The organism is Devosia epidermidihirudinis, from assembly GCF_000971295.1.
Classification (GTDB): domain Bacteria; phylum Pseudomonadota; class Alphaproteobacteria; order Rhizobiales; family Devosiaceae; genus Devosia; species Devosia epidermidihirudinis.
This window is the reverse complement of record NZ_LANJ01000016.1, coordinates 587,180-599,544: the sequence shown is the minus strand read 5'-3', so window position 1 is coordinate 599,544 and position 12,365 is coordinate 587,180. Positions and strand designations below refer to the sequence as shown.

General features: G+C 60.8%; 12 protein-coding genes. 5 read left to right on the top strand and 7 right to left on the bottom strand.

The genetic code is table 11. The features are described from left to right. Window positions 1-6 precede the first annotated feature (6 nt). The 5 genes from WH87_RS11180 to WH87_RS11160 all read right to left on the bottom strand — a co-directional run bounded on the left by WH87_RS11180 (window position 7) and on the right by WH87_RS11160 (window position 5,436). Entirely contained in the window at window positions 7-1,083 is a 1,077-nt protein-coding gene (locus WH87_RS11180) for an ABC transporter ATP-binding protein (RefSeq protein ID WP_046139092.1), read from the bottom strand. A gap of 73 nt (window positions 1,084-1,156) precedes the next feature. Next, a complete protein-coding gene (locus WH87_RS11175; protein ID WP_046139093.1) occupies window positions 1,157-2,341 on the bottom strand; it encodes an extracellular solute-binding protein in 1,185 nt (394 codons plus the stop codon). Between the two features lie 112 nt (window positions 2,342-2,453). Continuing rightward, complete coding sequence (locus WH87_RS11170; RefSeq protein WP_046139743.1) at window positions 2,454-3,296, bottom strand: carbohydrate ABC transporter permease; 843 nt, start codon at window positions 3,294-3,296, stop codon at window positions 2,454-2,456. Window positions 3,297-3,382: 86 nt separating this feature from the next. Continuing rightward, a complete protein-coding gene (locus tag WH87_RS11165) occupies window positions 3,383-4,270 on the bottom strand; it encodes a carbohydrate ABC transporter permease (protein ID WP_046139094.1) in 888 nt (295 codons plus the stop codon). An 11-nt stretch (window positions 4,271-4,281) separates the two neighbouring features. Next, window positions 4,282-5,436 (bottom strand): Gfo/Idh/MocA family protein, encoded by a 1,155-nt coding sequence (locus WH87_RS11160; RefSeq protein WP_046139095.1) that lies wholly within the window; start codon window positions 5,434-5,436, stop codon window positions 4,282-4,284. Window positions 5,437-5,849: 413 nt separating this feature from the next. Here WH87_RS11160 and WH87_RS11155 point away from each other — a divergent pair, with 413 nt between their 5' ends. The 3 genes from WH87_RS11155 to WH87_RS11145 all read left to right on the top strand — a co-directional run bounded on the left by WH87_RS11155 (window position 5,850) and on the right by WH87_RS11145 (window position 9,105). Further along, on the top strand, window positions 5,850-6,332 hold the full coding sequence (locus WH87_RS11155) for a hypothetical protein (RefSeq protein WP_046139096.1): 483 nt from the start codon (window positions 5,850-5,852) through the stop codon (window positions 6,330-6,332). 146 nt (window positions 6,333-6,478) lie between these two features. Beyond that, a complete protein-coding gene (locus WH87_RS11150) occupies window positions 6,479-7,672 on the top strand; it encodes an MFS transporter (protein ID WP_046139097.1) in 1,194 nt (397 codons plus the stop codon). Further along, the gene (locus WH87_RS11145; protein WP_046139098.1) at window positions 7,672-9,105 is read left to right on the top strand and encodes a M81 family metallopeptidase; all 1,434 of its coding nucleotides are present in this window, start codon (window positions 7,672-7,674) and stop codon (window positions 9,103-9,105) included. The genes WH87_RS11150 and WH87_RS11145 overlap by 1 nt, the downstream gene beginning before the upstream one ends. 6 nt (window positions 9,106-9,111) lie before the next feature. On the opposite strand, the gene WH87_RS11140 is transcribed toward WH87_RS11145, so the two are convergent. Both WH87_RS11140 and WH87_RS11135 read right to left on the bottom strand, forming a co-directional pair. Continuing rightward, complete coding sequence (locus tag WH87_RS11140; RefSeq protein ID WP_046139099.1) at window positions 9,112-10,521, bottom strand: sensor histidine kinase; 1,410 nt, start codon at window positions 10,519-10,521, stop codon at window positions 9,112-9,114. Then, the gene (locus WH87_RS11135; RefSeq protein ID WP_046139100.1) at window positions 10,518-11,186 is read right to left on the bottom strand and encodes a response regulator transcription factor; all 669 of its coding nucleotides are present in this window, start codon (window positions 11,184-11,186) and stop codon (window positions 10,518-10,520) included. The genes WH87_RS11140 and WH87_RS11135 overlap by 4 nt, the downstream gene beginning before the upstream one ends. A gap of 147 nt (window positions 11,187-11,333) precedes the next feature. Here WH87_RS11135 and WH87_RS11130 point away from each other — a divergent pair, with 147 nt between their 5' ends. Together WH87_RS11130 and WH87_RS11125 are read left to right on the top strand one after the other, a co-directional pair. Next, window positions 11,334-11,540, top strand: a complete 207-nt coding sequence (locus tag WH87_RS11130; RefSeq protein ID WP_046139101.1) for a hypothetical protein — start codon at window positions 11,334-11,336, stop codon at window positions 11,538-11,540. A 256-nt stretch (window positions 11,541-11,796) separates the two neighbouring features. Next, window positions 11,797-12,057: a hypothetical protein gene (locus WH87_RS11125; RefSeq protein WP_156458199.1), complete on the top strand. Its 261-nt coding sequence runs from the start codon at window positions 11,797-11,799 to the stop codon at window positions 12,055-12,057. The last annotated feature ends 308 nt before the right edge of the window (window positions 12,058-12,365 follow it).

Here is a 12,365-nt window from a genome sequence, read left to right as displayed (position 1 = left end):
TCCGGCTTAGTAGATCGCCAGACCCGCCTGGTCAAAGAGGTGCGCCTGAGACAGGGCGAAACCAACGTCATGGGCTTCGCTTTCATTGACCTTGGGGTCACCTTCATAAAGCCCAACGAAGTTTTCGCCCGCCGGCAGGGTGGAATAGGTGACGGTATGGATGCCCAGATGCTCGACGATCTTTGGCGTGACACTGAGCGAGAACTCGCCCTTGCCCAGACGCAGATGCTCGGGACGAATGCCCAGCGTAACCTGCTGGCCGGCGCCAATCTTGGTGGTGCGTGGCAGGGCGATGGTGCCCAATGCGCCGAGATCGACATTGATCGTGCTGCCGTCCGAACCAATCACTGTGCCGCTGATGAAATTCATCTTGGGGCTACCGATAAAGCCGGCGACGAAGAGATTGTCGGGGCGGTGATACAGCTCGAGCGGCGAGCCAACCTGCGAGATGGTCCCGGCGTCGAGCACCACGATCTTGTCGGCCATGGTCATGGCTTCAACCTGATCGTGGGTCACGTAGATCATGGTGGACCCCAGCCGCTTGTGCAGCTCCATCAGCTCGATGCGCATCTCGGAGCGGAGCGCGGCGTCGAGGTTGGACAGGGGTTCGTCAAACAGGAAAATCTTGGGCTGGCGCACAATGGCACGGCCAATGGCGACGCGCTGGCGCTGACCGCCCGACAGGGTGCCGGGGCGCTGCTGCAGCCGGGATTCAAGCTGGAGCACTTTGGCGGCGGCGTTGACGCGCTGCTCGACTTCAGCCTGGGGCAGACGCTCGACGCGGAGCGGGAAAGCGATGTTTTCAAACACCGTCATGTGCGGATAGAGCGCGTAGCTCTGGAACACCATGGCGATGCCGCGCTGCACGGGTGGCAGGTCGTTGACCTTGTTGCCGCCAATGACGATCTCGCCGGAGGACACATCTTCAAGGCCTGCGATCATGCGCAGCAAGGTGGATTTACCGCACCCGGACGGGCCGACAAACACCACGAACTCACCCTCGGAAACCTCAAGGTTGATGCCCTTGATGATATGGGCCTCGTTGAAGGACTTCTGCAGGTTCTTAAGGCTCAGCTGGGACATGGACCGCGGCTCCAGATAGGGCGGGGGTAGGATGCCGCCGCCCCGATTTGGGGCGACGGCGTTTTGGCTCAGATTACTTGTACTGCTCGAGTTCGCCGGCAGCCTTGGTGAGGGCGGCCTGTGGCTCGGCAGCGCCGGTAACAACCGACTGGACCATTTCGATCATGACGTTCTGGAAACCGATATAGTCGGTGAACAGAGGCTCAGGACCACCGAACTCGATGCCATCGAGGAATGGCTTCCAGTATGGCTTTTCGGCAACCAGGGTTGCAACGGCAGGTACTGGACGCAGTGGGGTCAGACCCTGTGCCATTTCGGCTTCGAACTGACGATCTGGAGCGGTGAGGAACTTGGCGAAGTCGATCGCCTGCTCTTCAACGCCGGTGCCCTTGAACACAGCCAGCGCATCGGTGATCAGCAGAGTGCCTGGACCCTTTGCATCGGTGCCGAGCGGCAGGTTGGCGACGCCCCATTCGATGTCGGTGTCTTCAAGGCGGTTCACGGCGCCAACGGCAGCGTGGATCATGCCGAGCTTGCCATCGAGGAAGATGGCGCGCACTTCGTTCTGCTCGTAAGCGGTTGGACCTTCTTCGGCATAGGCCGTGATGTCCTTGAGCGCAGTCAGAGCAGCCAGGTTCTGTGGGCTGTCGAGCGTGATGTTGTTGTCAGCGTCGATGACAGTGCCGTTATTGGTGTAAACCCAGTGCAGGAACTGGTGCACGGTGTTGTCGAAGGTCTTGGCGACGACGCCGAAACCATCAGCATCGGTCTTTTCGGAAATGGCCTTGGCGAAGGCGATTTCTTCTTCCCAAGTCTTCGGAGCGACTTCTGGATCGAGACCAGCAGCGCGGAACAGCGCCTTGTTCCAGTAGAGAGCCTTGGTGGAGAAAGCCACCGGCACGCCCCACTGGGTGCCATCGAAGGTGACGGTTTCTGGCACGTAGTTGTAGTAGGCGGCCTTTTCCTCATCCGTCATCGGCACTGGAACGATCAGGTCGTTCAGAGCGAACTGCTTGAGGGTACGCGAGCCGACATAGGCCAGAGCGACGGGCGTGCCAGCGGCGGCAAGCGTGGTCACCTTGTCCTGGCACTGGCCCCAGCCAACGAGCTCGGGAACGATCTTGTAGCCTGGGTTCGCAGCTTCCCACTCGGCGATGTATTCGGGATAGCCGGCAGTGAGTTCGTCACCGCAGTTGATGAAGGAAATTTCCTTGTCCTGCGCGAAGGCAGCTGGCGTTGCGCAGGCAAGTGCCAGCATCGATACGGCCAGAAGTCCGGTAGTATGTTTCACGTGTAGTCTCCCTTGCATTACATGCCCTGTGGGCACGCTTCTCCGGGCATCAGGGACCCCAGCCCCCGAACCCAAGCTCCTACTGCTTGACTGCCCCCGCCGTCAGACCGGCCACGAGGTAGCGTTGCAGAAATACGATGACGATCATGACCGGCAGCACCCCTACGAAGCTGGCGGCCATCAGCTCATTCCAGACCACTTCCTGTTTGCCGAAGAAGGCGAAGAGCCCGATTGGCAGCGGCATGAATTCGGATTTGGAATTGAACGTCAGCGCGAAGATGAACTGCTGCGCATAGGCCCCGATGAAGGTCATGATGGCGACCACCACGATGCCTGGCATGGCCAAAGGCAGAATGACCCGGCGCAGCGTGTAAAGGCGGCTAGCTCCATCGACCCACGCGGCTTCATCCAGTTCCTTGGGGATACGGATGAGATAGGTGCGCAGCAGCCAGATGGACGATGGAATGAGGAAGGCGGCACCGGGCACAATCATCGCCCAGTAGGTGTTGAGCAGGCCCATGGACCGCATCAGGCGGAACAGTGGGATCAGCAGCACGGCGCCCGAGAACATGTTCACGGCCAGGAATGCGCCCAGCATCAGGCCGGCGCCAGCAAACTGGAAGCGGGCGAAAGCGTAGGCTGCCGGCACCACCACGGCGATGACGATGAGCGTCACCACGGTCGAGATGAAGAACGAGTTGAAGATATAGAGCCCCAGCATCGGCACGCTCTGCCACATCTGGAAATAGGCATCGAACGAGGCGCGCTTGGGAATGAAGCTGTATGGCGTCGAGAACAGCTGCGCGAGCGGCTTGAGCGACACCATGAACCCTTCAATGAAAGGCGACAGCACGAAGAACAGGAACACCAGCAGACCGGCATAGAGCCCGAGAATTTCAAACCAGCGATAGCGGTCGATCATCGGCTTGCTGGCGCGCACGCGGCGCTTTGGCTTGACGATGGCAGGGCTGTCGGCGGCGGCAACTTCGGTGGTGCGGGCGACGTCACTCATTTGGCTTCTCCCTGCGAGAGTTTGCGAACGGCGCGGAAGTAGACGAAGCAGAAGGTCAGCACGAAGATGCAGATCACCACGGCGCGGGCAGCGCCTTCGCCATATTTGCGGCTGCCGATAGCAGTCTTGTAGGTGTCGATGATCATGGTGGTGGTCGAACCGGACGGCCCGCCCTGGGTCAGGATCCAGATGATATCGAACGAGTTGAAGGTGGAGATCAGGCTGAGCAGGCTCATGGTCAGCACGGCTGGAACCATCAGCGGCAGCGTGATGCGACGGAAGCGATAGAAACGCCCTGCCCCATCGGTCCAGGCAGCTTCGTGCAGATCACGTGGAATGGACTGCATGGCGGCAAGGAAATAAATGGTGACCATGGGCACGCCAATCCACACGTCGGTGACGATGGTGGCCCAGAACGCGGTGTCGCCATAAGCGAGCCACGCCACGGGACGGCTGATGAAGCCGAAATTCTGCAACAGGCCCGAAATCATGCCGAACTGGCCGTTATACATCCAACTCCACATGTAGATGCCGATAGCCATGGGCACGACCCAGGGTGGCATGGTCAGGATGCGGAACAGCGCCTGGCCGGGAATGGCGGCATTGAGCAGCACTGCGCCGCACATGCCGATGATCATCTTCATGCCCACCGACAGCAGCGTCCAGATGAAGGTCCGGATGATCACCTCGGTGAAGTTACCGGCGGTGAAGATGCGCTGATAATTGGCCCAGCCGACCCAGTCATAATCGGGGCGGAGCGCCGCATTGGTGAAGCTGAGGATGAATGTGTCCACCAGCGGATAGGCGACGATGGTGAGGATGTAGATCAGTGCCGGGGCCAGCAGGGCCAATGCAAAGAGGGTTGCGCTGCGGGTGCTGGTCATCGGCTCTCTCCTCAGTTCGATCGGCCGAGAGCGGCATCGAATTCAGCCCAGATCGGGGTCATGTCGATGACGGTCTTGGTGCGCATTGCCTGATCCATTGTCAGGGCCAGCAGGCCAGCTTCAAGGGCATCGGTGACCGATACCGGCAGCGGCGCGCCCTCGAGCACATGCTTGAGAATATCCTCAGCCATCTGCTCATCCGCACCATAGTGCTGGCTGAGCCCGCTGGTCTTGTAGGTGGCGTCGACCAGCCGCTCGGATGTGCGGCTATCGGTGACGCGCAGGAAATTGCGGATGAAGTCGCCTTCAGCCATGCCCTTGGCACCCATCACGGCAAAGCGCCGGAAATCATCGGGCACATTGAGATTTGTGTGGAAGGTCAGCGCTGCGCCGTTGGCGTACTGGACCATCGCCGTCTGGAAATCGATGATGTCGCCATCGCTGTCGAACACCTTGTCGCTTCCCTGCCAGCCGCTGGGCTTGCGGTGATAGACTTCCATGTCGTTGATGCCGGAAACCTGCGGCGCATTGGACGGAACGAAGGTGCGGCGACCGCCAAAGCTCGATACATATTGCGGCCGGCAACCCATGACGCCGTTATAGAGATCGAGGTCGTGGCAGCACTTTTCGAGCATGAAGCTGCCCGAATAGCGCTCGTAACGACGCCAGTCGCGCATGAAGAACGCACCATGATAGGGCGGAATGTGCTCGGACGCTTCGATCGAGGTGATATCGCCGAGCTGGCCTTCGGCCTGCGCCTTGCGCAGATCCACATAGAGCGGCGCATACCGCAGCACGAGGCCAACCATCAGATTGTCCGAGCCGTACTGAGCAATCAGCTTGGCCAGCGCCATGGTGTCTTCGATGCTGGTGACAACAGGCTTTTCGGTGAAAATCTTGAGGCCGCGGTCGAGGCCGATACGGATGTGTTCGAGGTGCAGGTGATTGGGAGAGCCCACCATCAGCAGGTCGAGCTGACCATTGTCCAGCAGCGCTTCGAGCGAGTCATACTGGGTGCCGACGGATACGCCGTGCTCAGTCGCATAGGGGAGACCCGCTGGCGCCGGGTCTACATAACCAACCACATTGAAGTCATCACGGGCGGCAGAAAATACCCGCGCCAGATAACCGAGACGATAACCAAGGCCGATAATGCCTACCCGCATGTGCGCCTGTCCGTTGCCCTACTTGCCGCCATTCTCTTCCGGAATAGTCGGCATTCTTGTAAACTATTTTCAAAATAAACGGCGTTCCCAAGACGATGTCAACATGAATTCGCCACCAGTTCAATACCAATTTAAGCCACCCCGCACTTTTGCGCGGAAAGCCGCCACTTTGCTGAAAAACTAGGCGTTTTGCTGAAAGTATGGCCGTCAATGGGTGTGGACAAGCGCCAAAGAATGGCGCAGCATGTCGAAATTGGTATCCATGTGGGCTCTTGTTTTGCCCGTTATGCCAATGACACGAATGAAAATATCCAACACAAATGGCGCATTGGGGTCGCGCGGCATCACACAGGTCGAATGCTAGCTGACACCCTTCTGAACGCGTGGGCAAGTTAAAGAGGCGAGACGAGACTATGAGCAGCACAAATCCCTTCCCCAATGATGCGGACCGCAGCGCCATCTGGACCATGTTGGTGGATCGCGACATCGCCGCCTTCGTCGCCGCCGACTGGAGCATGGTCGACGGCGATTTTGTTCGGGAGGGCTTTCTCGGCATCAATGGCGGCAAATCGGGCAATCCCGATGACTGGCGCATTAGCTTCCCAACGCTCGAGGCCTATCGCGACGACTGGATTCGCCAGGCCAAGGACAGCCAGAAGCTGGAATATGCCGAAGACGTGCTGGCCGGCATTCACCGCGCCACCAGCCTCACGGAAATCGAGATCAACGGCGACATCGCCCTCGCCCATAAAAAGTTCGACGGCGTCCTGGCGCTTAAGGATGGCGGCCAGGACGTGATGAACTGGCAGACGCTCTATTTCCTCCGCCGCGTCGACGGCGTCTGGAAGCTCACCGGCTTTGCGGGCTACCTGCCCTATCCGATGGGCAAGAAGTAAACCCATCTACAATGCTGCCCTCGGGCTTGACCCGAGGGCCACCGGCAGCCTGGCACGTGCGGCGAGAGGTCCTCGGATCAAGTCCGAGGACAGCGCAGAGAGTGTGACCGAGTGCCTGCCACACCCAGTTCAATCGGACGAGCGTTATGTCATTTCTCACCCCCCAGCGCCTCACCATGCTGGCCTTCTTCCTACAGCCGATTGCCTTCGGGTCGTGGCTCCCCCGCATTCCTGAAGTCCAGCACGCGCTGGGTCTTGGCCCTGCCGGCCTGGCCTTTGCCCTGCTCGGCCTGCCTTGTGGCACGCTGCTGACCCTGCCCTTTGCCGGGCCGCTGGTCGGCAAGATTGGCCCACGCGCCGCCATCGTCTGGGGCTTTGTGCTCTACACCATCGCTGCCAGCCTGCCCGCGTTCAGCACCGACCCGATCATGCTGTTCGTGGCACTGATGCTGGCCGGTTCGACCATTTCCTTTGTCGAGCTGGGCCTCAATGTTCAGGCCGATGCTGTCGAGAAGTCCACTGGCTCGATGATCATGACCACCTCGCATGGCTTTTGGTCGGTCGGTATTATGGTAGGCAGCCTCATCGGCTCGGGCCTCGCCGCCGCCGGGCTCGAAGCCAAATGGGCAATCATGCTCGTGGCCGTGCTGGTGCTGCCCATTGCACTTTGGGCCGGCCGCGCCCTGCCGCAGCCCGCGCCGGAACCGGCGACGGCTCACGGCCAGCGTTCGGCATGGGCATTGCCCAGCTGGGCTCTGCTCGGCATTTGCCTGTTCGTGTTCGGCACCACCATGACCGAAGGCGCGATGGCCGACTGGTCGGCGATCTTCCTCCGCGATGCGCTTGGTGCTGAAGGCGGCGTGGTGGGGCTGGGCTATGCGGTGTTTGCCGCCATGGTTGCAGCGGGCCGTTTCGGCGGCGACACGCTCAAGAAGAAATTCGGCACCGTCACCACGGCCCGCATTTGCGGCACGCTGGCGCTCGTTGGCGCCTGCATCCTCTATGTGGCTCCTGCAACACCCGTTGCGCTGTTCGGCTTCGCGGTGATCGGCATCGGCGTTTCGGTAGCCTTCCCCCTGGCCGTGACGGCTGCCGCACGCCTCACCGACCGTTCGAGCTCGGCCAATGTGGCGATCCTCAGCTTTGTGGCCCTGCTAGGCTTCCTCGTCGGCCCACCAGTGATCGGGTTCGTCGCTGAACATGCCGACATGCGCGTGGGCATTGCCTGCCTCATTCCGGTCTTGTTGCTGAGCCTGTTGCTGACGGGGCGGTTGGCGTCGACTGGCGCGGCGCCCGCCCCGACTCATAATCCAGAAGCTGACGTTCCAGGAGTGCTCTGATGCGTATTGCCGTTGCCGGTCTTCACATGGAATGCAGCACCTATAATCCGGTGCTGGCGCGCGAGCCCGATTTCCGCGTGTTGCGTGGCCCAGCCATGCTCAAGGACGGCTACTTCGATTTCCTGACGCATTTCCCGGCTGAGTTCATCACCATTCTTCACGCCCGCGCCATTGCGGGCGGGCCGGTGGAAGGTGAACTTTATGCCCGCTGGAAAGCTGAGATCCTCGATGGCCTGCGCACGGCTGGCCCGCTCGACGGCGTCTATCTGGCGCTCCATGGCGCCATGTTCGTCGACGGACTGCACGATGCCGAAGGCGATCTGATTGCCGCTGTACGCGGTGTGGTCGGCCCCAAGGTGCTGATCGCCACCAGCTATGACCTGCACGGCAATGTCAGCCAGAAGATCATCGACAATCTCGATATCTTCTCCACCTACCGCACAGCGCCCCATATCGACGTGCCCGACACCATGCGCCGCGCCGTAACCATGCTCGTCCGTGCCCTCACCACGGGCCAGCGTCCGGTTTTGGCATGGTGCCCGGTGCCCGTGCTGCTGCCTGGCGAACGCACATCAACGCAGGATGAGCCGGCGCGCACCTTCTACACCCAGTTGCAGGCGGTCGAAGACCCTTCCGGCATCTGGGATGCCTCGTTCCAGGTTGGCTATGTCTGGGCCGATGAACCCCGCGCCACCGCCTGTGCCGTCGTCACCGGCACCAATCGCGACGCGATGGCTGACGCTGCGCGCCATCTGGCGCAGAATTACTGGGACTTACGTGCCGATTTCGTCTTCGGCACCACCGTTGGCAGCATTGAAGACTGCGTCGACCAGGCCGTCGCAGCGACCACCGCTCCGGTTGTTCTGGCCGAATCAGGCGACAATCCCACCGGTGGCGGCGTAGGTGACCGGGCCGAAGTACTGGCCGCTCTGGTCGCCCGCAACGCACAAGGCGTCATTTTCGCTGGCATCGCCGATGCCGACGCGACCGATGCGGCCTATGCCGCCGGCGAGGGCAACATGGTTCGCCTCAAGATCGGTGCGAGCCTTGATCCCTCCAGCACGCCGGTTGAAGCCAATGCCGAGGTGATCTTCCTGCTCGAAGCCAGCGAGCCGCGCCTGCGTGAGGCCGTTGTCCGCATTGGTGGGATCGATCTGGTTCTCACCAAGCGCCGCCGCCCCTTCCACAATATGGAAGATTTCACCCGGCTCGGGCTCGATCCGCGCACCGCCAAGATCGTGGTGGTCAAATCGGGCTATCTCTCGCCGGATCTCGGCCCCATCGCCAATCCAAGCCTGATGGCTTTGTCGCCCGGCGTGGTCGACCAGTTTGTCGAGCGCCTTGTGCGCCACCACAAACCCGGGCGGCAATATCCGTTCGACAAGGAGTTTGCCTTTACGCCCGACGTGAAGTGGTCACGCCGGGCCAGCTGATCCAGCCTAGACCGGCGCGGTCTCTTTCCGTCGTGCGGATGCGGCGGCGCTGGTCTTTTCGGCCAGCGGCAAGCGGATTTCAAACATCGCCCCGCCACCGGGCGCATCGCCCACGGTGACCTGGCCGTTGTGACGGTCGACGATATCCTTGACCAGTTTCAGGCCCAGCCCTGCACCGTGATCGAGTGGCACCACGCGGTGGAACGGCTCAAAGATCGCCTTGCGATACTGCTCTGCAACGCCCGGCCCCGTGTCGCTGACGCGCAGCGAGCCATCGCTGCCGACCGCAACCTTGATGATCGACTTGGCGCCGCCATGGGCAATCGCGTTCTGAATCAGATTGGTCAGCGCGCGCGACAGCGACGCGTGATCGCCCGAAACCATCACCACATCCCGTTCGGCGTCGAACGAGACTTCATCACCCGCACCAATGGCCAGGGGGGCCATGTCAGAGGTCACCTGCGCCGCCATCTCAACCAGATCAACCGGGCGGAAGGTGGTTTGATCGGTGTCGATGCGCTGCAGGTCGAGCAATTGGTTGGCGAGGTTGGCCAGACGGGCAATGTCGAGCATCAACCGGCTGCGGTCCTCGTCGTCGGGCAGCAATTCAATGCGCGTATGCAGAATTGCGATGGGCGTGCGCAGTTCATGCGCCGCGTCGGCTAGGAAATGCTGGCGTCGCTCCATGCCTTCGTCCAGCCGCTCCAGCGCTGAATTGATCGCCCGCACCAGGGAGTGCAATTCGCTCGGCACCGCAGTGGGCGACAGCCGAACGCCGCGCTGGTTGACGTCGATCAGGTCCGCTTCATCGGCAAGGCTTTGTACGCCCCGAAGCTGGCGCCGCACGATCAGTGGCACGACCAGAATGGACGAGACCGTCAGCAGCGCCATCAGCCCGAGCAGAACGGGATTGTAGATCAGCGAAAACAGCATGCGCATGCCCACTTTGGGCCCACCCGCCGTTAGAATCCACAGACGCCCCGCATCGCTCTCGTGCTGACGAATAATCGCCGCAGGCGCCGCAGGGGTGCCGATATCGGCGATATTGGCCGAGGTGATGCGCGTCAGGTTCAGTGGAATATTGTCAATTTCGGCCGGGAGGGGTCCCATATGGACGCTCTTGCCGTCCACGTCGGCCGCATAGAACCAGAACTCGGGATATTGCCGGGAAATGCCATAGAGCCGCCCGATATCGACAAGTTCGAGATCACCCGCGTCATTTCGCTTGATGGCCGCCGAAATCACATCGACGATGGAGGCATCCACACCCTGCTCGCTGCTGACAATGCTGATAATGGGCAGGGACGCCACCATCGCGAACAGCATCAGGACCAGGATTTGCGTCAGCACCATGCTGCGCGTCATCGCCCGCCGCAGGGAATTGGCGCGTTGCCCCTTCACGCAGAGTTTCTTCACGCCACGGCTCGCAACAGATAGCCTAGCCCGCGAATGCCGTGGATCTCCACCTGCGCTCCGGTCAGCTTGCGCCGCAGCCGGGAGATATGCGCGTCCAGCGAGTTCGAGGCGATTTCATCGTCAAAGCCATAGACCGCTTCTTCGAGCGCACTGCGCGTCACCGTACGGCCCGATCGTCGCACCAGCACTTCAAGCGCCAGCAGTTCGCGGCGCGTCAGCTCCAGCGGCTTGCCATCGACTTCGGCTTCGCGCGCGGTCAGATTGAAGCGCAGCAGGCCAACGCTGACCATGGAAGCACCCATCTGCGCCGGGCGGCGCATAACTGCGCGCAACCGCGCCAGTAGTTCTTCGGTGGAGAATGGCTTGGCCAGATAGTCGTCGGCACCATGATCGAGGCCGGCCACACGGTTCTCGGGCGAGCCCAGCGCTGACAGGACGATGATCGGCAGCCCGGCCTGTTCGCGGCGGAATACCGGGATTAGTGACAGACCATCGCCATCAGGCAGCTTACGATCCAGCAACACGGCATCGTGGACACCGCTGCGGCAGGCTTCTTCGGCAATTTCAAGAGTTCGGGCATGGTCCACGACAATATCGTGCCGGCTCAACGCCGCCGTCAGCGCCGTCGCCATGTCCATCTCGTCTTCGACCAGCAATATTCGCATCGAACGATCCTAACCTATCCCCGCAAGTGTAACCATCAACATTGCCGGTGCATTGCGCGCCCGCAACGTTCCCGTAATCGAAAGCGCCCATTGAGGGTTCCGACAGGTCGACCACCGACCATCCAACTGTTCCGCAAGGAGCCCCAAATGATGCATGACAGCGCGAACCGCCCCACTGCCACTCCTCCGTTCCATGGAACGGGTGCGTCCAGGCTATGGTTCTGGCCCGCTGTCATTGCCATCCTGGCCGTTGGCGGCACCAGCGTCGTGCTGGTTCAGAAGCCGGCCTCGCCCCTCGCCACTGCCATTGTCGCGCCAACGGATCTTCCAATCGAGGCTCCCGTGTCCGCATAATCCTTCGCCAAAGGCACCAGGCGTTTTCGTCTGCTGCCCCGGCGCACCTCTCATCCTTATAGGAGCAAATGCTCCCCTCCAGGCCTGGCGCTGTAATGGTCCCCACGGCGTCTGGCGCACGGCACCCTGTTTTGCCGCAGGGTGCCGTTTGCCTTTTTCTGGCCATACTAACTAATTGAAAATAATTACACTTTGCAATGTTCAGGCAATGGACGGGGCGCATTGTGAGGGTGTTCAAACGAAAGGCATTTTTCAAATGAAAACTCTTACTATTGCATCCGTACTTGCCGTCGCCACCATGGCAGTTGCTCCCACACTCGCTATGGCTGACACACAGATCCTGGGCCGTTCGGAAGCCGCAATTGAGCGCGCTCTGATCGACAACGGCGTTGCCGTGACCAGCGTTGAAGAATGGGGCGGCTATATCCGCGCATTCGTGTCCAACGGTAATGGTGGTTCCACCATGGCATTTTTCGATGCTGATACGCTGCAGCCTGTCCTGGCTCCTCAGGGCTAATTGGCGTGCATCTGCAGGCGGCCTTGCCGCCTGCAGCTGAGATGCGACTAAGCTATTGTCCCCGGCCGGTTTTTGGTTCGGGTTTCTACCGGGCAGCGCAAGCTGCCCTTTTTCATGCCCGCTGCAATGTAGTGCAAACTGCAAGCCACTACAGACTTGCCGTCCCGGCAGCGCGCCAAATCCCAAATTCTACACGCCGTCAGTGGCCACTAAGCGCCTGTAGCACTTGCGCAAATTCCTCAAGTTTAGAGCCAGTATAAACTGCAAGGCACTGAATTTGCTCGACTATTTGACTTCCCACACTTCAT